Source organism: Burkholderia sp. BCC1996 (assembly GCF_905339955.1).
GTDB lineage: Bacteria > Pseudomonadota > Gammaproteobacteria > Burkholderiales > Burkholderiaceae > Burkholderia.
This window is the reverse complement of the sequence record NZ_CAJPHM010000002.1, coordinates 146,865-167,940: the sequence shown is the minus strand read 5'-3', so window position 1 is coordinate 167,940 and position 21,076 is coordinate 146,865. Positions and strand designations below refer to the sequence as shown.

At 68.5% G+C, this 21,076-nt stretch carries 17 protein-coding genes; 12 read left to right on the top strand and 5 right to left on the bottom strand.

From position 1 onward, the window contains the following. Positions 1-441: 441 nt before the first annotated feature. A complete protein-coding gene (locus U4Z64_RS02855) occupies positions 442-2,946 on the bottom strand; it encodes a mechanosensitive ion channel domain-containing protein (protein WP_321819201.1) in 2,505 nt (834 codons plus the stop codon). A 352-nt stretch (positions 2,947-3,298) separates the two neighbouring features. After that, complete coding sequence (locus U4Z64_RS02850; RefSeq protein ID WP_321819200.1) at positions 3,299-4,258, bottom strand: LLM class oxidoreductase; 960 nt, start codon at positions 4,256-4,258, stop codon at positions 3,299-3,301. 1,187 nt (positions 4,259-5,445) lie between these two features. Here U4Z64_RS02850 and U4Z64_RS02845 point away from each other — a divergent pair. The 4 genes from U4Z64_RS02845 to U4Z64_RS02830 all read left to right on the top strand — a co-directional run bounded on the left by U4Z64_RS02845 (position 5,446) and on the right by U4Z64_RS02830 (position 9,035). Next, positions 5,446-6,342, top strand: a complete 897-nt coding sequence (locus U4Z64_RS02845) for an NAD-dependent protein deacetylase (protein ID WP_124486414.1) — start codon at positions 5,446-5,448, stop codon at positions 6,340-6,342. Continuing rightward, positions 6,339-6,980 (top strand): DUF938 domain-containing protein, encoded by a 642-nt coding sequence (locus U4Z64_RS02840; RefSeq protein ID WP_124570558.1) that lies wholly within the window; start codon positions 6,339-6,341, stop codon positions 6,978-6,980. The genes U4Z64_RS02845 and U4Z64_RS02840 overlap by 4 nt, the downstream gene beginning before the upstream one ends. 97 nt (positions 6,981-7,077) lie before the next feature. Next, the gene (gene gndA, locus U4Z64_RS02835) at positions 7,078-8,490 is read left to right on the top strand and encodes an NADP-dependent phosphogluconate dehydrogenase (RefSeq protein ID WP_044845293.1); all 1,413 of its coding nucleotides are present in this window, start codon (positions 7,078-7,080) and stop codon (positions 8,488-8,490) included. Between the two features lie 200 nt (positions 8,491-8,690). Next, complete coding sequence (locus tag U4Z64_RS02830) at positions 8,691-9,035, top strand: DUF4148 domain-containing protein (RefSeq protein WP_044845294.1); 345 nt, start codon at positions 8,691-8,693, stop codon at positions 9,033-9,035. A 116-nt stretch (positions 9,036-9,151) separates the two neighbouring features. Here the strand turns inward: U4Z64_RS02830 and U4Z64_RS02825 are convergent, their stop codons facing one another. Continuing rightward, a complete protein-coding gene (locus U4Z64_RS02825; protein WP_321809797.1) occupies positions 9,152-9,472 on the bottom strand; it encodes a hypothetical protein in 321 nt (106 codons plus the stop codon). Between the two features lie 432 nt (positions 9,473-9,904). Here U4Z64_RS02825 and U4Z64_RS02820 point away from each other — a divergent pair, with 432 nt between their 5' ends. After that, a complete protein-coding gene (locus U4Z64_RS02820; RefSeq protein WP_321819199.1) occupies positions 9,905-10,639 on the top strand; it encodes a peptidoglycan DD-metalloendopeptidase family protein in 735 nt (244 codons plus the stop codon). Positions 10,640-10,687: 48 nt separating this feature from the next. Here the strand turns inward: U4Z64_RS02820 and U4Z64_RS02815 are convergent, their stop codons facing one another. Beyond that, positions 10,688-11,326 (bottom strand): Pr6Pr family membrane protein, encoded by a 639-nt coding sequence (locus U4Z64_RS02815; protein WP_124486411.1) that lies wholly within the window; start codon positions 11,324-11,326, stop codon positions 10,688-10,690. Between the two features lie 230 nt (positions 11,327-11,556). Between U4Z64_RS02815 and U4Z64_RS02810 the strand changes: the two genes are divergently transcribed. The 5 genes from U4Z64_RS02810 to U4Z64_RS02790 all read left to right on the top strand — a co-directional run bounded on the left by U4Z64_RS02810 (position 11,557) and on the right by U4Z64_RS02790 (position 17,199). Then, positions 11,557-12,093: a cytochrome b gene (locus tag U4Z64_RS02810; RefSeq protein WP_044845297.1), complete on the top strand. Its 537-nt coding sequence runs from the start codon at positions 11,557-11,559 to the stop codon at positions 12,091-12,093. A 156-nt stretch (positions 12,094-12,249) separates the two neighbouring features. Next, positions 12,250-12,618 carry a DUF2946 domain-containing protein gene (locus U4Z64_RS02805; protein ID WP_321819198.1) on the top strand — a complete coding sequence of 123 codons (369 nt, stop codon included), beginning with the start codon at positions 12,250-12,252 and terminating at the stop codon, positions 12,616-12,618. Positions 12,619-12,701: 83 nt separating this feature from the next. Continuing rightward, positions 12,702-14,834, top strand: a complete 2,133-nt coding sequence (locus U4Z64_RS02800; RefSeq protein ID WP_321819197.1) for a TonB-dependent copper receptor — start codon at positions 12,702-12,704, stop codon at positions 14,832-14,834. Between the two features lie 232 nt (positions 14,835-15,066). Continuing rightward, positions 15,067-16,161 carry a triacylglycerol lipase gene (locus tag U4Z64_RS02795; RefSeq protein ID WP_321819196.1) on the top strand — a complete coding sequence of 365 codons (1,095 nt, stop codon included), beginning with the start codon at positions 15,067-15,069 and terminating at the stop codon, positions 16,159-16,161. Between the two features lie 3 nt (positions 16,162-16,164). Further along, positions 16,165-17,199, top strand: coding sequence for a lipase secretion chaperone (locus tag U4Z64_RS02790; RefSeq protein WP_321819195.1), 1,035 nt, complete (start codon positions 16,165-16,167; stop codon positions 17,197-17,199). A 21-nt stretch (positions 17,200-17,220) separates the two neighbouring features. Here U4Z64_RS02790 and U4Z64_RS02785 read toward each other — a convergent pair whose 3' ends face one another. After that, positions 17,221-18,747 (bottom strand): PLP-dependent aminotransferase family protein, encoded by a 1,527-nt coding sequence (locus tag U4Z64_RS02785; RefSeq protein WP_124521332.1) that lies wholly within the window; start codon positions 18,745-18,747, stop codon positions 17,221-17,223. Between the two features lie 108 nt (positions 18,748-18,855). Here U4Z64_RS02785 and U4Z64_RS02780 point away from each other — a divergent pair, with 108 nt between their 5' ends. Both U4Z64_RS02780 and U4Z64_RS02775 read left to right on the top strand, forming a co-directional pair. Further along, positions 18,856-19,950, top strand: coding sequence for an ABC transporter ATP-binding protein (locus tag U4Z64_RS02780; protein ID WP_044845303.1), 1,095 nt, complete (start codon positions 18,856-18,858; stop codon positions 19,948-19,950). 78 nt (positions 19,951-20,028) lie between these two features. Beyond that, complete coding sequence (locus U4Z64_RS02775) at positions 20,029-21,075, top strand: ABC transporter substrate-binding protein (protein ID WP_044845304.1); 1,047 nt, start codon at positions 20,029-20,031, stop codon at positions 21,073-21,075. Position 21,076 lies beyond the last annotated feature (1 nt).

The following is a 21,076-nucleotide window of genomic DNA, read 5'->3' as shown; positions in this document are numbered from 1 at the left end:
CAGGAAGCGCAGGCAGCCCACTGCCTGCTTTGACGGGCTGGAGTGTGCGGCGCCTGGTTGGCGTCTTTTATGCGGGAAGATGGAGATTCGATGGAGACGGCGAAAGAACCGGCAAGGCGGGGGAATGGGGTAGGCGGTGCGAGGCGGGCTTCGTCAGACGAATCGATGCGGTTGAACGAGCTGTCGCGTCCGGTTCGTCGTTCGACACCGTGCGAGGCGGCCCGTCCATGCGATATCGGAGCGGGTTGTCAGCCCGTTATGCGCGGGGCGGTGCGGCGGGCGGCGAGCGGGATGCCGGTGCGACGCCGGCCGCGCCGGCGAACGCAGCGAAGTGCGTTCGGCGCGCGAAGAAAACCGCCGCGCGTTGAGCGCGGCTATCCGTCGTTCGATGGCGCGCGCACGGCGCGACCGGCGGTGGTCGCGCCAGCGGCATCCGTACGATCAGTCCGGCTTGCGCGCCGGCGCAACGGGCGGCGGCGGTTCGGCGTCCGGCGTGCCGGCGGCGTGGTCGCCGTTCTCATCGTTCTCGGGCGCGACGGGACGCAAACCTTCGTCATACGCGACGAGGCTGCGCTGCGGATTCGCGATCCGGATTCCGCGTTCGCGGAACAGCACCGCGATGCGCCGATTGAATTCGCGCTGCACGCCCCAGCGCGCCGAGTCCTTGCACTGGATCTGTCCTGCCAGCGCGATCGCCGCGCCGTCGACCTGGTCGATGCCCCAGTAGCTGAAGTCCGACAGGATGCCGTCCTTGTAATCCGGATCGTCGCGCAACGCGGCGCCGATCTCCTTCAGCGTCGCGATCGCGCGATCGATGTCCTGACCGTAGGCGATGCTGACCTTGACGGCCGCGTTGCCGAGCCCGCGATTCGTATTGTTGACGGTCGTCACCGAGCTGAACGGGATCGTGTACAGCGATCCGTCGCCCGCGCGCAGCCGCACGGTGCGGATCGACAGGTATTCGACCGTGCCGGATACGCCGGCGAGCGTGACCCAGTCGCCCACCTGCATCGCATTCTCCATCAGCAGGAAGATCCCTGTGATGAAGTCCTGCACGAGCTTCTGCGAGCCGAAGCCGAGCGCGACGCCGAAGATGCTGGCGCCGGCGAGCAGCGGACCGATGTTCACGCCGATTTCGCTGAGGCCGGTCAGCACGACGACGAGCGCGATCATGATGAACAGCAGCGAACGCAGCATCGGCAGCAGCGTGCGCAAGCGCGCCGCGCGCACGAGGTTGCCTTCGCGTGTCCATTGCTGCAGGCGGCGCTCGATCGCGATGTTCGCGGCTTCCCAGACGATCAGCGCGACGACGGCTGCAATCGCGATCGTGATCAGCGCCGACGCGAGCCGATGGCCGATCGTGCCGGTCGCGAACGCGTGGAAGATCGGCACGCCCCAGGTCTGCAGCAGCAGCACGACGGTCACGACGGCGATCGCCGCCGACACGACCTGGCGCACCAGCGGGTAGTAGCGGTACGCGTGCAGGTGGACGAGCGTGCGGTCGTCGTCGCGGCGCTGGAACACCCGCGCGAGCGCGCCGAACACGACGATCGACACGATCCGCATGCCGATCATCACGGCGATCGAGCGGCCGCCGAGCGTGATCAGCACGCGGTAGCCGTTGTGGACGTCGAGCGCCCACACGAACCACAGCGCCATCACGACGAACACGGACACGGGCGCCCACGCGTCGGCGAGCGCGTTGCCGACCATCGCGAAGGCAGGCCGATCCTCGCCGGCCGCGCGGATGCGCGCGGCGACCGGCTGGCGGCACCGGAGGATCAGCGCCGAGATCATCAAGTGGCCGACGAGCGCGACCGCCTTCAGCAGCGCGACGTGACCGGCGTCGCTGAGGCCGAAGCTCGCGGCGATCTCGACCCCGGCCGTGCTGGCGCCGACGACCATCACGATCCGCGCGATCGAGCGCTGCGCGAACGCGGCCCATGCGTCGCTGATGTGCAGCAGCCGCAGCTGCCGCGCGTCGGGCTGGAAGAACAGCCGGCTGACGATCGTCACGAGGCGGCAGATCACGTAGATGTCGATCAGCGATTCGAGTGCCGTTTGGGTCGGCGTGCCGGCGCCGTCGAGGACCGACATCGTCAGGCTCGCGATGCCGACGAATACCAGCAGCGGTATCACCCGCAGTGCGAGGCTGACCAGCGCGCGCGGCATGCGGCGCAGCAGCGTGGTGTGGCGCCGCGCATGGCCGCGACCTTGCGACGACGTATCGGGCGTGCCGGTGCCGTCGGCGCGGGCAGCGGAGGCGGCCGGTTCCGGCGTCGAAGTGCGGTCGCCGGGACCGGGCGGTTCGGGTTCAGGTGAATCGGCGTTGGCATCTGCATTGGCATCGGCATCGGCATCGGCATCGGCCCGGTGCGACGATCCGGTGCGGCGCGCGCTCAGCGCGGCCAGCGCGCGCCGCAGCAGCCGCTTCGCGAACCATTCGACGGCGAGTGCGGGCACGAGCACGGCGAGGATGATCAAGATCGCGCGCGTGAGATCGGTACGTTGGTCGGCGCGTACGAGCCGCTCGTGCCACCAGTTGCCGACCGAGCCGACATCGAGCAGCGAGCGCAGCGATTCGTTCAGTGCGCCGCCGATTTCACCGGCCCAGCGCGATCCCTGCCGCACGAGCATCGACGCGAGCCCGTTCGTCGTGAGTGCGGCCGGAGCGGTGCCAGCCGATGCTGCGCTGGCCGGCGCCGCGGCGCTCGCCGCAAGCGCGGGCGTGCTCAGCACGCCGACGGCCGCGATCGCGCGCAATGTCGTTTCGACCTGCTGGCGCTCGCGCGGGTTTTGCAGGACGGAGAGGGCCTGCTGCGCCTGCTGCGGCGTCAGCGCGGGCACGGCGCCGGAGGCGGCCGAGGCGGCGGCCGGGGCAGGGGCGGCCGCGTGGGCGGCCGATACGACGGCGGCGAGCAGCCAGCCGAGCAGGAAATATCGCATGGGTAGGCGTGCGGGCGCGCATCGGAACGTGGCCCGCCGGTCTGGACGATGGACGGAAGTTAACATGATTGCCATCGGAACCGGATAGTTCCGTCGACGAATATTCGAATCGGGCATGCGGCAGGCGGTGCGGGCGTTTGCGCGCTGCCGTGCGGTTCCTTTCGCGTGGCGGTGTCTCGCGCCGGCCGTTCACGATCCGTGATGCGGGCAGGTCGTCGGGTGTTGGCATGCGGTCCCGCCGCAAGCGAAGGCGCAGGATCGGGAACGAAACGTGCTCGCCGGTGATTCGATGGGTTGCCAACCGTGGCTTCGACTATGGGATATAGGCGGAGAATTCCGGATTCCCGATGAATCAACCCCGATCGTCGTGAAAGAGCGGCAATACATGCTCGGCGATTTCCTCGATGACCTCGCGCACGGGCCGGTCCGAGCCGGGATTCAGCGTGACGTGGTGCGTGCCGGCTGCCCGCATGTCCCGCAGGATGTCGATGAGCGCATTCCGACCGGTCGCATAGCCGAGCGGCAGCGCGGTGGGCGGTGCATCGCGATTCGCATCGAGATCGAGCCGCATCGATACGCCGAACGCGCGAAAGCCCGGCGGTGCAAGCCGGTCGACGGCCGCGCGCCACATCGAATAACGAGCGCGCTGCGTGTCCGGGTCGCGATGATAGGTCATCCAGCCGATCGCGTTCCGTGCGATCCAGTCGACGCTCTGTCCGCCGGAGCCGACGGCAAGCATCGGCACCGCGTCGTCGCCGCGCGGCAGCAGCGTGAACTCGGGCGCGTCGGGTGGCGTCTCGTCGGGCAGCACACGGGACGGCACGCCGAGCGCGGCCGCGACGATGTCCCAATGCCGGCGATACCGGTCGCGCCGCGTTTGCGCGTCGACGCCGAACGCCGCATATTCGGGCGGCCGGTCGCCGGAGCCGAGGCCGAGGAGGAAGCGCCCGCCGGACAGCGTCGCGACCGACAGCGCGCCTTTCGCGATATGCAGCGGATGACGCAGCGGCAGCACGATCGCGCCGCTGGCAAGCACGATCCGGCGCGTGCGCGACGCGAGCGCGCCGAGCAGCACCCACGGATCGAGATGCCCGACCGGGTCGGGATAATCGGCGCTATTGAGCGGCACGTCGCGAACCCACAGTGCGCGAAAGCCGAGCGAATCGGCCAGCGCCGCGAGTTCGAGCTGCTCGTTGAAATCCGCGACGGTATGGCCGCTGCGCAGCAGCGGCAGCGTCAGGCCGATCGACAGCCGCTCGGCCGAGAAAACGCGCCGCGCGACGTCGGCGCGGCCGGAGGCGGGCAGGGTCATGTCCATTCCTTGGAGACGGGGCGAAGCCGGTGCGCGCGCCGCACCGTGTCCGAATGCTAACGTGTTTGCGCGCCGCTTGCGGCGCGCGGCGGCATCGGCGGTATTGGCATGATCGGCACCTTCGGTCATCCGGCAATCAATCGGCATGAACGTACGTCAGCGCGTGGTGGCCGGTCTTGCGGCGAGCAGCGTGCTGTCCGTGGTTGCAGGTGGTGCTCACAGGTTCGACGAGCGCGTTCGACCATGCATGCGCGGCCAGGGTCGCACGACTGACTGTAAGCGGATCGTCGGCATCGAACCGACGCAAACGCGCCGCCGGCGCACGCGTCACATGCGTGCAACACCGGCGTCGCGTCCGGTGCGATCGCTCGCGCGGGCCGTTTCCCCTCGTTTCACTTTCGAAACGTTCGCGCCTGTCTGTCGTCGTGCGATTTGCATCGGGGTCGTTTCACCGCCCGCGCGGCCTTGCACGGCGAAGCATGGTGCGCTCCTTGCATGTCTGTATGTGCCGTGAGCGCGATCGCCGGGCGCAGCAGGGGCCCGGCCGTCGCTTCAGTAGGTCGGACGCATCGAAGACGGGGACAAGAGAATGAGAACAGACCGAATCGCAACGTGCCATGTTGCAAACATGAATCGCCGACCTGCCCGTGATTTCGCGTCGCCGTTGATTACGGCGACATGAGCGCGCGGCTTTTCGCTTCATCCGGACCCATCCGGTTCGTTCCGAACGACGACGTGCAGGTATGACGCACGAGGCCGACCCGTGCCGGTCGGCCGTCGGGGATGAACCGCCGGTGCGCGCGGATGGGCGACCATGACTTCCGGATCGTCATGCCGACGCGCGATACGCAGGCGCGCCGCACGCGAAGCATGCGTGCGTGTGCCGTGCGCCGTGCCGCGCGGCGATCCTCGCAAACATCAGGGCAATTTCAGGAATTCGAAGGTGTAGTCCCGGGGAAGGTCTGCCGGCGGCGCTGCGGCGGATCCGACGACATTGTGCTGTCAGTTGATCCACTACCCCGATGGATCAATTGTTGATGCGCCCATCGCCATGTGGTCGATGGGCGTCTTTTTTTGCGGCGCCGGTGTCGCGCGCGGACCGCCGGCCGGATCGCGCGGCGTTCTGTATCATGTGCTGGCGCGCCGGCCGCACGGCCGGCCACCGCGCCCGATCACGCGCCGCCAACATGAACGACATCGCCTTGCCCGACCCCTCATCCGCCGGCATCGAACCGGCCGCGCTCGATGCGCTGCACGCGTTCGTCGAGCGCCATCCGCGGCTGCTCGTGCTGACCGGTGCGGGCATCAGCACGGATTCCGGCATTCCCGGCTATCGCGACCGCAACGGTCAATGGATGCGCTCGCCGCCGATCCAGCTCCACGAATTCCTCGGTTCCGACGCTGCGCGCCGCCGCTACTGGGCGCGCAGCATGATCGGCTGGCCCGTGGTGGGCCGTGCGCAGCCGAACCGCTCGCATGTCGCGCTCGCGCGGCTCGGCGGCACCGGCCGGATCGAGCGCCTCGTCACGCAGAACGTCGACGGGCTGCACCAGCGCGCGGGCAGCGGCGACGTGATCGAACTGCATGGCGGCATCAACGGCGTCACGTGCCTCGACTGCGGCGCGCATCACGCGCGCGCGACGATCCAGGCCGTGCTCGAAACGGACAACCCCGAGCTGCTCGGCGCGCACGCGGAGCCTGCCGCCGACGGCGACGCGCATCTCGAATGGGCCGCGCTCGACACGTTCCGCATTCCGGCCTGCCCGGCCTGCGGCGGGCTGCTGAAGCCGGCGGTGGTGTTCTTCGGCGAGAACGTGCCGCGCGAGCGCGTCGCGCTGGCGTCGCAGGCGCTCGATGCGGCCGATGCGCTGCTCGTCGTCGGCTCGTCGCTGATGGTGTATTCCGGCTACCGGTTCTGCGTGTGGGCCCAGGCGCAGAACAAGCCCGTCGCCGCGCTGAACCTCGGCCATACGCGCGCCGATCCGATGCTGACGCTGAAGGTCGAGGCGCGTTGCGCGCCCGCGCTCGACGCGCTGAACGCGCGGCTGGGCGTCGCCGGCAGCGCGCCGGAGCACGCATCGTGACCGGGCCGACGTCGTCGTCGGATCCGTCCGCGCGGCTGTCGGCGCCGGCGGCCGAGCGCAATCGCGGGCCGATCCTCGACGTGTTGCGCCGCGTGCTGCCGGCTACCGGCGACGTGCTCGAGATCGCGAGCGGCACCGGGCAGCATGCGGTCCATTTCGCGCAGGCGCTGCCGGGGCTGCGCTGGCAGCCGAGCGATCCCGACGCGCACGCGCGCCGCTCGATCGCCGCGTGGGTCGCGCATGCCGGCCTCGCGAACCTGGCCGAGCCGCTGGCATTCGACGTGCGCGACGCGTCGTGGCCGGCCGCGGCGTTCGACGCGATCGTCTGCATCAACATGATCCACATCTCGCCGTGGGCCTGCACCGACGCGCTGTTCGCCGGCGCGTCGCGCGTGCTGCGTCCGGGCGGCGTGCTGTTCCTGTACGGCCCGTATCGCCGCGCAGGCCGGCACACGGCGCCGTCCAACGAGGCGTTCGACCAGCAGTTGCGCAGCCGCGATCCGTCGTGGGGCGTGCGCGATCTCGAGGCGGTCGTCGCGCTCGGCCTCGACCGCGGGCTCGACTGCATCGAGGTCGTCGACATGCCGGCGAACAACCTGAGCGTCGTGTTCCGGCGCCTGCCGCACGCGGAGCAATGACACGCAAGCGCGCATCGCGGCCGGGTTTCCACTATCCTTTCGCCTGTGCGCGCGGCCCGGCTCGGGTCGCGCCCCGTTTTTTCCGGAGAATTGACTAATGGGCAAACAAGCAATCGGTGTGATCGGGCTGGCGGTGATGGGCCGCAATCTCGCACTCAATATCGAGAGCCGCGGTTACGCGGTGTCGGTGTACAACCGCAGCCGCGAGAAAACCGACGAACTGATCGCCGAATTCCCCGGCCGCAATCTGGTGCCGACCTATACGCTCGAGGAGTTCGTCGCGTCGCTCGAGACGCCGCGCCGGATCCTGATGATGGTGAAGGCCGGCGAAGCGACCGATGCGACGATCGCATCGCTCAAGCCGCTGCTCGAGAAGGGCGACGTGCTGATCGACGGCGGCAATACGCACTTCACGGACACGATCCGCCGCAACCAGGAGCTCGCGCAATCGGGCCTGCATTTCATCGGCACCGGTGTGTCGGGCGGCGAAGAGGGCGCGCTGCGCGGCCCGTCGATCATGCCCGGCGGCCAGCGCGACGCGTACGACCTGGTCGAGCCGATCCTCAAGCAGATCGCCGCGAAGGCGCCGTCGGACGGCGAGCCGTGCGTCGCGTACATGGGGCCGGACGGCGCGGGCCACTACGTGAAGATGGTCCACAACGGCATCGAGTACGGCGACATGCAGCTGATCGCCGAGAGCTATGCGGTGCTGAAGGACGTCGCGGGCCTGACCAACGACGAACTCGGCGCGGTCTACACCGAGTGGAACCAGGGCGAGCTCGACAGCTACCTGATCGAGATCACGTCGAAGATCTTCGGCAAGAAGGACGAAGAGACCGGCAAGCACCTCGTCGACGTGATCCTCGATCGCGCCGCGCAGAAGGGCACCGGCAAGTGGACCAGCCAGAACGCGCTGGACCTGGGCGTGCCGCTGCCGCTGATCACCGAGTCGGTGTTCGCGCGCGTGCTGTCGTCGCTGAAGACCGAGCGCGTCGCGGCCAGCAAGATCCTGTCGGGCCCGGCCGCCGCGCCGTTCGACGGCGATCGTGCCGCGTTCGTCGAAGCCGTGCGCCGCGCGCTGTACCTGAGCAAGGTGATCTCGTACGCGCAGGGCTTCGCGCAACTGCGCACGGCATCTGAAGAGTACGGCTGGAACCTCGATCTCGGGACGATCGCGAAGATCTTTCGCGCGGGCTGCATCATCCGCGCGCGTTTCCTGCAGAAGATCACGGACGCGTACGCGAAGGATCCGGCGCTCGCGAACCTGCTGCTCGACCCGTACTTCAAGGACATCGCCGCGAATTACCAGGCGTCGCTGCGCGACGTGGTGGTGGCCGCGGTGAAGGCAGGCGTGCCGGTGCCGGCGTTCGCGTCGGCGGTCGCGTACTTCGACAGCTACCGTTCCGAGCGGCTGCCGGCGAACCTTGTGCAGGCGCAGCGCGACTTCTTCGGCGCCCACACGTTCGAGCGTACCGACAAGCCGGGCAGCTTCCACGCGAACTGGTCGTAACCGGCAGGCGAGGACGGTATTGTTGCGAAATTCTATTCTTTGAGTAGGGTTTTTCGTTCCCGGATCCCGCAATTGTTGGTTCCGAGGAAACAGTGTTTTCGCTCTTTCATGGTTTTCCCTAGGTGATCTCGGGGCTAAACTTTGTTCCATCGCTGCAGACATGGTGTGTGCGGCGGAGCAAAAAAATCCCGGAGGTAATCATGAAATCGCTGATCGCAACGTTCGCTGCAGCTGCCGTCCTCGCCGTTCCCGCCGTCTCGTTCGCCCAACAGAACGCCCCCGTCACCCGTGCGCAGGTGAAGGCCGAACTGGCCCAGCTGCAACAGGCCGGCTACAAGCTGGGCAGCGACCGTACCGACTATCCGGCAAGCATCCAGGCAGCTGAAGCCCGCGTGAACCCGCAACAGAACGTCGCCGCTGCCGATACGAGCGGCTACGGTGCGCAACCGGCCGCCCAGCAAGAATCGGGCGCCCCGGCCGCTGCCAAGACCGGCTGGCAGGTCAAGCGCGTGTCGGACGGCGCACCGGTCTACAAGGGTCGTTGATCGTCATCGATCGCCGGCCGCATGGGCGGCCTGATCTGACCCCTGCGCAGTACACACAGCCCGTCGTTCCGAATCACGGAACGACGGGCTGTTTTTCATTGGCGGCGCCCGCCGCGTCAGTGCAGCGGCCGCGGGCCGCGGCCGATGTCCCGGAACAGCGCGTCGCCCGGTTCCAGCGCCTGCAGCCATGCTTGGTCGTAGCCGCTCAGCGTGTCGAGCGCGTCGCGCAGCCGCTCGATTGCGAGTACCGGCAGCTCGACGCTGTGCCGGGTAGCGCCGCTCAGGTGCGCGACGCTCGCCAGCTGGACGAGGGCGTCCGCGGCTTCGGCGACGTCCGTCGCGAACAGCAGGTGCCGGTTGAGCAGTTCGACGAGGCCGCTGGAACCGGCGAAATCCTCGGCGTTGAGCTGCACGGACAGAAACGTCGCATTGTTCATGGTTTTCTCCTCGTTATCGCTGGAACGTGCGGTGCTCCTCCGAGTATAGGAGGCGGCCGGCAGCGGGGCGGCGCTCATGGGTGCGATACGGCTGCCCGCCGCGGGACGGGACGGCCGGCCCGAAGTCCGCGGGACACCCTGCGCGGCGCGGCCCGCAGCCCACCGGCACCCGTTCGTGGCGCCGCAAGATTGTTGCCGGCTGGGACCCCTGCCGCGGTCCTGACCGCGACAAATGGTATCTTTGCCGATCGGGACGACACAAAGATGGCGCGAAGAAGGGGCCGGTGAGCCCTTTCGCGTCGACGTCCCGCGGTGGAAACTGACGGCCGCGAGAGCGGTCGGATACTGGTTGGTCCGGCCGTTCGGCCGGACATCGTGCGTCGCACGCCGGAGGGCGGTGGGCGGCGCAACGACGCAAATCCGGGAGGACCCTTGAGAAAAACGATTCCGATCCACGATGCGCTGGCGCGCTGGTTGCCGCAGGCGGCGTTCGTCGCCGCGGCCGCCGCGCTGACGGGCTGTACGATGACGCCGTGGACCGACAGCTGGCAGCCGGTGCGGCAGTCGACGCCGGCGTCGGTTGCCACGCCGGGCGTGATCGCCGGCTATTACCGCGTGAATCCAGGCGACACGCTCGCCGGCATCGCCGCCGCCTACGGGCAGCGCGTGCAGGACCTGGCCGGCTGGAACCACATGTCGCCGAATGACGCCGTGTATCCCGGCCAGGTGCTGCGCGTCGCGCCGCCGCCAGCCGCGACGTCGCTCGGGCAGCCGTCCGCGGCGGCCGCGCAGCCGGGCTCGCTGGCATGGCCGGCCACGGGTATCGTCGCGACGCCGTTCTCGGCCGGCAAGACGCGCGGCATCGTGATCGCCGCGTCGGGGCCCGACCGTTCGGTGCGGGCCGCGGCCAACGGGCGGGTGGTGTACGCCGGCTCCGGCGTCAAGGCGTATGGCCCGCTCGTGATCCTGAAGCACGACAACGGGCTCATCACGGCCTACGGGCACAACGGCAGGCTGCTCGTCAACGAAGGCGACGCGGTGCGCGCGGGCCAGCCGGTCGCCGAGATGGGCACCGACGCGAGCGGCCGCGCGACGTTCGAGTTCGAAGTCCGGCAGAACGGCAAGGTCGTCGACCCGATGAACTTCCTGCCGCGCAACGGCGGCTGACACGCCGCTTCACGACGTGTGCGCCGTGCGGCGCACACGCTCCCGCCTTCACCCTTCCTCGAGCGCCGCGGCGTCGGACTGCCTCGCATGATTGCCGAGCCAGCGGATGCCTAGCGCGAGCCCTGCCGCGCCGAGCGCGATCAGCGAGCACTGGATCGCGACCGGCAGGTAGCCGTGCGGCCGCGGATCGACGAACGGATAGGGATACCAGTTCTCCAGCGCGCCGCGCACGAGCGTATAGCCGAGATAGATCACCGGAAAGCCGAGCCACGCGACCGCGCTGCGCCACGGGATCGGCGAGCGCGGCTCCACGTACAGCCAGTCGCACAGCACCACGAGCGGCACGATCCGGTGCAGGACCCAGTTGTTGAGGGCCGGCGTGACGTGGCGCAGCGCATCGAGCCGCGCGAGCAGCAGTTCGTAGACGATCGCGGTGATCAGCACGTAGAGCACGGCGGCGCCGCGCATCGATTCGTAGCGGGCCGAACCGGGACGCGTGATGCGCGACAGCCCCGCGACCAGCATGGCCGCTGCATACAGGCTGCTCAGTTGGGTGAAGTAGCTGAGGTAGTTGCCGAGATGGAAGGCCGGCATGCCCCAGTTGCCGGCGACGCTGTGCAGCGTGGTGGACACCGCGAGCAACGCGGCGATCAGCCGGTAGGCCGCAACGAAGATCGCTTTGCTCATGATGCCCGCGCAACGTCGCACCAAAGCTTCATCGTGCCACAGCCGCGCACGCGCGCGATGCGGATTTTCCATATGGCGGCACCGTGGAACGGGCCGCGCGGATTCGTCGGATATTTGATCCGGTCGCACAACGCCGGCCACGCGCGAGGCTACAATCGGGGCAGCCGCCGGGCACCGGCCAGCCCGGCACGGGCCGCTCCGCATACCACACGAGAAACACGAGACAACGCATGAAAAACATCCTCGCGAAACAGACGCGCTACAGCGCGCCCGCAATTTTCTTCCACTGGGTCATCTTCCTGCTGGTGGCACTCGCCTACCTGGCCATCGAGATTCGCGGACCGAAAGGCAGCGACAGCCGCGTGTTCTGGATGAACGTGCACTTGCTGGCAGGCACGTTCGTGCTCGTGCTGTCGGTGCTGCGCGTGCTGTGGCGGATGGTCAGCCGCGTGCCGGAGCCGATTCCGCAGGCGACGCTGCTCAAGTGGCTGTCGATGCTCGCCCATGTCGCGCTGTATGTCTTCATCATCGCGCAGCCGCTGCTCGGCATCATGCTCGTCAACATGGGCGGCAAGCCCGTGTCGCTCGACTGGATCGGCGTGTCGTTCACGCTGTTCGGCCCCGACAAGGCGCTGCGGCCGACGATCAAGGAAGCGCACGAACTAATCGGCAACGCGTTCTACTTCGTGATCGGCCTGCATGCGCTGGCCGCGCTTTACCACCACTTCATCCGGCGCGACGACGTGCTGCGACGCATGGCGCCGTGATCGCCGCGCGCTGAAGCCGCGCAGCATCCGGGGGCGCATGGTTGTTGACGCAACCATGCGCCCCCGATCCGTTTACCCCGATGCGCGGCTGGCCATCGCGGCGAACATTCTGTAACATCTCGGCTGTTTTTACGTTCCGCTTACGCATCGCCGCGCATGCTGCACCGACATCGTCACCTGACCGCCTGGCTCGGCGTGTTCGCGATCTGGCTCGCGATCGCGGCGCCGCTGGTGTCGCAGTGGCGCATCGCGCAGGCGACGACTCCCGACGCAATCGTCTGTAGTGCAGAGCATGGTGCGCACCGTGCGCCCGATGCAGGCCACGCGCACGATCACGCGCGGCATCTCGATGCGTGCGGCTACTGCGGCTTCTTCGCGCACAGTCCAGCGATCGGCGGCGCGGCCGCCGTATCGTTCGCCTTCGTCCCCGCTCATGCCGTTTCCGCCGCCGCGCCGCATGCCGTCGCGGTGCGCGCCGACCGCTACCCGCGCGCATATCCACGCGCACCGCCCGAGCGTGCCTGACGCGCTGTCTTCCGATTCTTTCATCGCCGATATCCGTGCGGTCCGTCGAGGCCGCGTGGAGGGCGTCACTCGGGCTTTCGATCATGACCATTCTTTCCTTGCGCGCGCCGAGGGCGTCGCGCCATTCCCGTGTGCGGCGCGTGCCGCGCATGCTGAAACTCACCGTTCCCGCGCTCGCCGTCGGCGCGATGACCGCGGCGGCGGCCGCGACCGAATCCGCACGTGCGTCCGGGGCGCCGACGGACGACGCGGCCACGCTGCTGCCGCCCGTCGAAGTCGTTGCGTCGCCGTTGACGACGCCGCTCGTCGTCGTCACGGATCCGAAGACGCCGCGCCAGCCGCTGCCGGCGAGCGACGGCGCGGACTACCTGAAGACGATTCCCGGCTTCACGTCGATCCGCAGCGGCGGGACGAACGGCGACCCCGTGCTGCGCGGGATGTTCGGTTCGCGGCTGAACATTCTCGCGAACGGGATGCCGACGCTCGGCGCCTGCCCGAACCGGATGGACGCGCCGACCTCGTATATCGCGCCGGAAAGCTATGACAAGGTCACGGTCGTGAAGGGCCCGCAGACCGTGCTGTACGGCCCCGGCGCCTCGGCCGGCACCGTGCTGTTCGAACGCGTGACGCCGCGTTTCGAGCGTCCCGGCATGCGGTTCGACGGCAGCGTGGTCGGCGGCTCGTTCGGCCGCAACGACCAGAACGTCGACGTGACGGCCGGCACGCCGGACGTCTACGGCCGCGTGACCGCGAACCACGCGCATGCGCAGGACTACGACGACGGCAACGGCAATACCGTGCCGTCGCAATGGGACAAGTGGAACGCCGACGCGGCGCTCGGCTGGACACCCGACGATCACACGCGCGTCGAGCTGACGGCGGGCACCGGCGACGGCTATGCGCGCTACGCCGGGCGCGGGATGGACGGCGCGCATTTCCGCCGCGAGACGTTCGGCCTGTCGTTCGACAAGCGGCATCTCGGCGACGTGCTCGACCGGATCGAGGCGCGCGTGTACTACAACGAAGCCGACCACGTGATGGACAACTATACGTTGCGGCAGCCCGACCCGACCAGCAGCATGCCGATGCGAATGGCATCCGAGGTGCGGCGCCGCACGCTCGGCGCGCGGGCGGCGGCGACCTTCCGTTTCGGTGACGACTTCAAGCTCGTGACCGGCGTCGACGCGCAGTCGAACCGGCTCGACGCGCGCTCGGCGATGGGGCGGCAGAACTACGGCGACCAGCCGTGGGACGCGCAGGCAACGATGTGGAACGCCGGTGCGTTCGGCGAGCTGACGTGGTATGCGAGCGATGCGTCGCGCGTGATCGGCGGCGCGCGGGTCGACTACGCGAGCGCGCGCGACAAGCGTGCGACGACGAGCGGGATGATGGCGAGCAAGCCGAATCCGACTTTCGACGACGATCGCGCGCGCGTGCTGCCGAGCGGATTCGTGCGTTACGAGCGCGATCTCGCGTCGCTGCCGGTCACGTGGTACGCGGGGATCGGCCATGCGCAACGCTATCCCGACTACTGGGAGCTGTTCTCCGCGAAGCGCGGGCCCGCCGGCTCGATCAACGCGTTCTCGGCAGTGCAGCCGGAGAAGACCACGCAGCTCGACATCGGCGCGCAGTACAAGAGCGACCGGTTCGATGCATGGGTGTCGGCCTACGCGGGATATGTACAGGACTACATCCTGTTCAACTACGCGGCCGGGATGATGGGAACGACCACGCAGGCAAGCAACGTCAACGCGCAGATCATGGGCGGCGAAGCCGGCGTGTCGTGGCGGCCGGTCGCGCCGCTGCGCGTCGAGACGTCGCTCGCGTATGCGTGGGGGCGCAACGCGACGAGCGGCGATCCGCTGCCGCAGATGCCGCCGCTCGAGGCGCGCTTCGGGCTCGAGTACACGCGCGGCGCATGGTCGGCCGGCGGGCTGTGGCGGGTCGTTGCGCCGCAGCATCGCTATGCGATGAACGAGGGCAATGTGGTCGGCAAGGACTTCGGCCCGAGCGCCGGCTTCGGCGTCCTGTCGCTGCATGCGCAGTACAACGTCAGCAAGAAGGTGCAGATCTCGATCGGTGTCGACAACGTGCTGGACAAGGCCTACACCGAGCACCTGAACCTCGCCGGCAACGCGGGCTTCGGCTATCCGGCGAACGCGCCGGTAATGGAGCCGGGGCGCACGGCATGGGTGCGCGTGAGCGCGAAACTGTGACGTGCGGCGCGCGTGTGCGATGCAGCATGCGTGCGCGTGGTTGCAACCCCCGCCCGAACGGGCGGGGCGCGTCAACCGATTAGAGAACCGTATCTAGTCAGGGCGCAAACGTTCGCGACTCGTGATTCACTCCCGCATTCGATGCACACGGTACCCGCGACCGTTCGCGACGTGCCGTGCGCGTCGATCCGATCTCATTCGCACCGGCAGCACAATAATCAGGAGAACATGCATGGCCAGATCGATGCGTTCCAGGATGGTGGCAGGGGCAGTGGCATGCGCGATGAGCGTCGCGCCGTTCGCGGGGACGACCGCGGTGATGACGCTCGCGACGACGCACGCGGCGATGGCGGCAACCGCGCCGGCGGACAATTACGCGGCGACGCGTTACCCGATCGTCCTCGTGCACGGGCTCACCGGCACCGACAAGTACGCGGGCGTGCTCGAGTACTGGTACGGCATCCAGGAGGACCTGCAGCAGCACGGCGCGACCGTCTACGTCGCGAACCTGTCGGGGTTCCAGAGCGACGACGGGCCGAACGGGCGCGGCGAACAGCTGCTCGCTTACGTGAAGACGGTGCTTGCCGCGACCGGCGCGACCAAGGTGAACCTGGTCGGTCACAGCCAGGGCGGCCTCACGTCGCGCTATGTCGCGGCCGTCGCGCCCGATCTCGTCGCGTCGGTCACGACGATCGGCACGCCGCATCGCGGCTCGGAGTTCGCCGATTTCGTGCAGGGCGTGCTCGCCTACGATCCGACCGGATTGTCGTCGTCGGTGATCGCCGCGTTCGTCAATGTGTTCGGCATCCTGACGAGCAGCAGCAACAACACCAACCAGGACGCGCTCGCCGCACTGAAGACGCTGACGACCGCCCAGGCCGCCGCGTACAACCGGAATTACCCGAGTGCCGGCCTCGGCGCGCCGGGCAGTTGCCAGACGGGCGCGCCGACGGAGACCGTCGGCGGCAATACGCACCTGCTGTATTCGTGGGCCGGCACGGCGGTCCAGCCGACCGTTTCCGCATTCGGCGTCACCGGCGCGACGGATACCAGCACGATCCCGGTGATCGATCCGGCGAATGCGCTCGACCTGTCGACACTCGCATTGTTCGGCACGGGCACGGTGATGATCAATCGCGGCTCAGGCCAGAACGACGGACTCGTGTCGAAGTGCAGCGCGCTGTACGGGAAGGTGCTGGGCACGAGCTACAAGTGGAACCATCTCGACGAGATCAACCAGTTGCTCGGCGTGCGCGGTGCGTATGCGGAAGATCCGGTCGCGGTGATTCGCACGCATGCGAACCGGCTGCAGCTCGCGGGCGTGTGATCGATGACGACACGTGAAGGACGCGCGCCGCTCGCGCGGCGCGTTGTGGTCTACGGCGCGGTGGGGCTGGCGGCGATCGCCGGCGTCGCGATCTGGACCGGTACGGCATCGCATCGCGGCGCCGACGCGCCGCATGCGTCGGCGGATGCCGCAGCCCTCGGCGGCGTGAACGCCGCGCCGTCGCAGCCCGCATTGCCGGCGAGCGCGGGCCTGCCGCCGCCGCTCGCCGGTTCCAGTGCGCCCCGGCTGCCGCTCGACACCGGCGGCCACCTCGCGAAGTCGCGCGCGGTGCGCGATTTCTTCGACTACTGCCTGACCGCGCGGAGCGACTTGAGCGCGCCCGCGCTCGATGCGCTCGTCGTGCGCGAGATCGCCGCCCAGCTCGACGGCACGGTCGCGCAATCCGAGGCGCTCGACGTCTGGCATCGATACCGCGCGTATCTCGACGCGCTCGCGAAGCTGCCGGAGGCGGGTGCGGTCGACAAGTCCGATCTCGGCGCGCTGCAACTCGCGCTCGACCAGCGCGCGTCGATCGCGTATCGGACGCTCGGCGACTGGAGCCAGCCGTTCTTCGGCACCGAGCAGTGGCGGCAGCGCTACGATCTCGCGCGGCTGAAGATTACGCAGGACCCTGCGCTGACGGAGGCGCAAAAGGCGGAGCGGCTCGCGGCGCTCGCGCAGCAGATGCCGGCCGACGAACGCGCGGCACGGCAGAAGGCCGACCGGCAGCAGGCCGCGATCGACCAGATCGCGCAATTACGGAAGAGCGGGGCGACGCCCGATGCGATGCGCGCGCAACTGACGCAGACACTCGGCCCGGAAGCCGCCGCGCGCGTCGCGCAGACGCAGCAGGAGGACGCGTCGTGGCAGAGCCGCTACGCCGACTATGCGGCGCAGCGTGCGCAGATCGGCGCGGCCGGATTGTCGCCGCAGGATCGCGACGCGCAGATCGCCGCGCTGCGGCAGCGCATGTTCACGAAGCCCGGCGAAGCGCTGCGCGCGGCGTCGCTCGACCGCGGCGCGGCTGCCGCGCAGTAATGCGCGCAATCGCGCACGCGCTCATGCCGCGCGCGTGAAGCGCCGCGGCAGATGCTGTTCGATGGTGGCCGCGAGCGTGTCGAACGCGGGGCCGATGCGTTCGTGCGCGACGCACGCGTAGCCGAGCAGCAGCCCGCGCCGCGCAGTGTCCAGGCTGCTGTAGTAGCTGGTCAGCGGGCGCACGATCACGCCCGCGTCGAACGCGCTTTGCGTGACTGCGCGATCGTCGCACGTGTCGGGCAGGCCGAGCACCAGATGGAGTCCCGCCTCGTCGCCCATCACGGGCAGCGCGTCGCCGAAGCGCGCATGGATCGCATCGATCAGCAACTGCCGGCGCTCGCCGTACAGCGTGCGCATCCGCCTGACGTGCGAAGTCAGGTGCCCGTCCATGATGAACTCCGCGAGCACGGCCTGCTGCATCAGCTGGCCCTCGCGATACAGCTCCGACAGCCCGGTGCGGAACGTGTCGACCAGATGCTCCGGCACGACCATGTAGCCCATCCGCAGGCCGGGGAACAGCATCTTGCCGAGGCTGCCGACGTAGATCACGCGGCCGCCGTCGTCGAGCCCCTGCAGCGACGCGAGCGGCCGGCTGCCGTAGCGGAATTCGCTGTCGTAGTCGTCCTCGATGATCCAGCAGCGGTGCTGGCGTGCGTACTCGAGCAGCATCCGGCGGCGCGCGAGGCTCATCACCATCCCGAGCGGATACTGATGCGACGGCGTGACGAGCACGAGCCGCGGCGGATGCTGCATGTCGCCCGCGCTCGGATCGAGGCCTTCCTGGTCGACCGGCACCGGCGTGAGCGCGAGGCCGGTCGCCTGCAGCACGCTGCGCACGCCCCAGTAGCACGGCTCCTCGACCCACGCGCGATCGCCGATATCGGACAGGAGCCGCACCGCGAGGTCGATCGACTGGTGGATGCCGGTCGTGATGATCACCTGGTCCGGCGTGCATTTGACCGAGCGCGCGACGCGCAGGTAGTCGGCGAGCGCGCGGCGCAGCGGCCGGTAGCCGCCGCCCGGCGCATAGGTCAGCAATTCGGGATTCGCTTCCTTCCACAGGCGCGCCTGCAGGCGGCTCCAGGTGCGGCTCGGGAATTCCGACACGTCCGGCACGCCCGGCATGAACGCGCCCCACTGGCGCCGCGACACGCCCGCGTGCTCGATCAGCTGCCGGCCGCGCATCGACAGGCCGCCTTGTGCGTCCTGCTGCAGCGCCGCATCGGCATCGGACGGCGGCGGTGCGGCGGCGCCCGGCACGCGGATCGCGGCCGCGTCCGGCCGCGTGTCGGCCACGTAGGTGCCGCTGCCGGTCGTCGTCAGCACATAGCCTTCGGCCGTCAGCTGGTCGTACACGTGCAGCACGGTATTGCGCGCGATCGACAGGTCTGCCGCGAGCGTGCGCGAACTCGGCAGCTTTGTGCCTGGCCCTAATTCTCCGGTGAGAATGGCCTGCTGCATCAGTTGCAGCAGTTGCCGGTACATCGGCTCGGACGAGCCGCGGTCGAGACGGGCCGAGAGCCAGTCGCCCAGGATCACGGTATCCAAAGTGGTCCTACTAGGAATATTGAAATGGTTCCCTAGTATAGAACCGTGCGCGCCGTATAGTGGCTCGCATCTCAAAAACGTTTGTCGCGCAGCAAGGGGACAGCCACGATGAAGTCCGATGATGTGATCGTCAGCTTTCGCGGCGTGCGGAAGACCTACGACGGCGAGACGCTGGTCGTCAAATCGCTCGACCTCGATATCCACCGAGGGGAATTCCTGACGCTGCTCGGGCCGTCCGGCTCGGGCAAGACCACCTGCCTGATGATGCTGGCGGGCTTCGAGTTCCCGACGGGCGGCGAGATCCGCCTCGACGGGGAACTGCTGAATACCGTGCCGCCGCACAAGCGCAATATCGGCATGGTGTTCCAGAACTACGCGCTGTTTCCGCACCTGACGGTCGAGCAGAACGTCGCGTATCCGCTGACGGTGCGCAAGCTCGCGGCCGCCGAGCGCGCGGAGCGCGTCGCGCACGCGCTGAAGATGGTGCAGATGGAGCGTTTCGCGAAGCGCTATCCGGCGCAGCTGTCGGGCGGCCAGCAGCAGCGCATCGCGCTCGCGCGTGCCCTCGTGTTCGAGCCGAAGCTGGTGCTGATGGACGAGCCGCTCGGCGCGCTCGACAAGCAGTTGCGCGAACACATGCAGTACGAACTGAAGGCGCTGCACGAGAAGCTCGGCGTGACCTTCGTGTACGTGACGCACGACCAGGGCGAGGCGCTGACGATGTCCGATCGCGTCGCCGTGTTCGACAAGGGCATCGTGCAGCAGCTCGATACCGTCGACCGCCTGTACGAATCGCCGTGCAACGAATTCGTCGCGAACTTCATCGGCGACAGCAACCGGCTGCGCGGCACCATCGCGCGCGTCGACGGCGAATTCTGCGAATTCCGGCTGGACGACGGCACGCAGCTCGTCGGGCGCCGCATCGGCGACGCGGCCGAAGGCGCGCCGGCCGTCGCGTGCATCCGCCCCGAACGCATGAGCCTCGCGAATGGGCACATGAACGGCAGCACCGCCAACCGCGTCACCGGCGAGGCGCGCAGTCTCATCTATTTCGGCGATCACGTGCGCATGCGCTGCGCGCTGCCGGGCCAGGACGAATGCTTCGTGAAGGTGCCGCTCGGCACGGGCGCGCTCGACGCGTTCTCGCCCGGCGCGCCGGTATCGCTCGCATTCGCGCCCGAGCACCTGCGCGTGTTCGCCTGACACTGGGTTTTCCCGCTTTATCGCTGCACGTCGTCAACAACAACTGCCCACTTCCACCACGAGAGGAGAGGAACCATCATGAACGGAGCAAGCACTACCGCGCGTCGCACCGCGCTCGCACTGGCGCTCGCCGTCGTCGGCGCATCGGCCACGGCGGCCGAACTCACGGTCGTCAACTTCGGCGGCGCGAACGGCGACGCACAGAAGGCCGCATTCAACCAGCCGTTCGAGAAGGCGACCGGCAACAAGGTCACGGCCGTCGAGTACAACGGCGAGCAGGCGAAAGTGAAGGCGATGGTCGAGGCGAAGCACGTCAACTGGGACGTGGTCGAAGTCGAGTCGGGCGACCTGAACCGCGGCTGCGACGAAGGGCTGTACGAGAAGCTCGACTGGTCGAAGATCGCGAAGAAGTCCGACCTGATTCCGGAATCGCCGCAAGTGTGCGGCGTCGGTTTCTTCGTGTGGTCGACCGCGCTGTCGTACAACGCCGACAAGCTGAAGACCGCGCCGACCGGCTGGGCCGATTTCTGGAACGTGAAGAAATTCCCCGGCAAGCGCGGGATGCGCAAGGGCGCGCGCTACAACCTCGAGTTCGCGCTGATGGCCGACGGCGTTTCGACGAAGGACGTATACAAGGTGCTCGGCACGAAGGCCGGCCAGGATCGCGCGTTCAAGAAGCTCGACGAACTGAAGCCGTACATCCAGTGGTGGGAAGCGGGCGCGCAACCGCCGCAGTTCCTCGTGGCCGGCGACGTCGTGATGTCGACCGCGTACAACGGCCGCATCGACGCCGCGCAGAAGGAAGGCAAGAACCTGAAGGTCGTGTGGAACGGCAGCATCTACGATCTCGACTACTGGGCGATTCCGAAGGGCTCCCCGAACAAGGCGCTGGCCGAACAGTACATCGCGTACACGCTGACGCCGAAGCCGCAGCAAGAGTATGCGCATCACATCGCGTACGGCCCCGCGAACGTCGCGGCGATCAAGTCGCTCGACGCGAAGACGCTCGCGAACCTGCCGAACTCGCCGGCCAACGGCAAGAACGCGGTGCTGGAGGACATCGGCTTCTGGACCGACCACAGCGACGAGCTCGAGCAGCGCTTCGCCGCGTGGGCGACGAAGTAAC

Bases quoted from the DNA above. Each gene is read 5' to 3' on its own strand.
- U4Z64_RS02855 (WP_321819201.1), bottom strand. From the start codon at position 2,946: ATGCGATATTTCCTGCTCGGCTGGCTGCTCGCCGCCGTCGTATCGGCC.
- U4Z64_RS02850 (WP_321819200.1), bottom strand. From the start codon at position 4,258: ATGACCCTGCCCGCCTCCGGCCGCGCCGACGTCGCGCGGCGCGTTTTC.
- U4Z64_RS02845 (WP_124486414.1), top strand. From the start codon at position 5,446: ATGAACGACATCGCCTTGCCCGACCCCTCATCCGCCGGCATCGAACCG.
- gndA (WP_044845293.1), top strand. From the start codon at position 7,078: ATGGGCAAACAAGCAATCGGTGTGATCGGGCTGGCGGTGATGGGCCGC.
- U4Z64_RS02830 (WP_044845294.1), top strand. From the start codon at position 8,691: ATGAAATCGCTGATCGCAACGTTCGCTGCAGCTGCCGTCCTCGCCGTT.
- U4Z64_RS02825 (WP_321809797.1), bottom strand. From the start codon at position 9,472: ATGAACAATGCGACGTTTCTGTCCGTGCAGCTCAACGCCGAGGATTTC.
- U4Z64_RS02815 (WP_124486411.1), bottom strand. From the start codon at position 11,326: ATGAGCAAAGCGATCTTCGTTGCGGCCTACCGGCTGATCGCCGCGTTG.
- U4Z64_RS02810 (WP_044845297.1), top strand. From the start codon at position 11,557: ATGAAAAACATCCTCGCGAAACAGACGCGCTACAGCGCGCCCGCAATT.
- U4Z64_RS02805 (WP_321819198.1), top strand. From the start codon at position 12,250: ATGCTGCACCGACATCGTCACCTGACCGCCTGGCTCGGCGTGTTCGCG.
- U4Z64_RS02800 (WP_321819197.1), top strand. From the start codon at position 12,702: ATGACCATTCTTTCCTTGCGCGCGCCGAGGGCGTCGCGCCATTCCCGT.
- U4Z64_RS02795 (WP_321819196.1), top strand. From the start codon at position 15,067: ATGGCCAGATCGATGCGTTCCAGGATGGTGGCAGGGGCAGTGGCATGC.
- U4Z64_RS02790 (WP_321819195.1), top strand. From the start codon at position 16,165: ATGACGACACGTGAAGGACGCGCGCCGCTCGCGCGGCGCGTTGTGGTC.
- U4Z64_RS02780 (WP_044845303.1), top strand. From the start codon at position 18,856: ATGAAGTCCGATGATGTGATCGTCAGCTTTCGCGGCGTGCGGAAGACC.
- U4Z64_RS02775 (WP_044845304.1), top strand. From the start codon at position 20,029: ATGAACGGAGCAAGCACTACCGCGCGTCGCACCGCGCTCGCACTGGCG.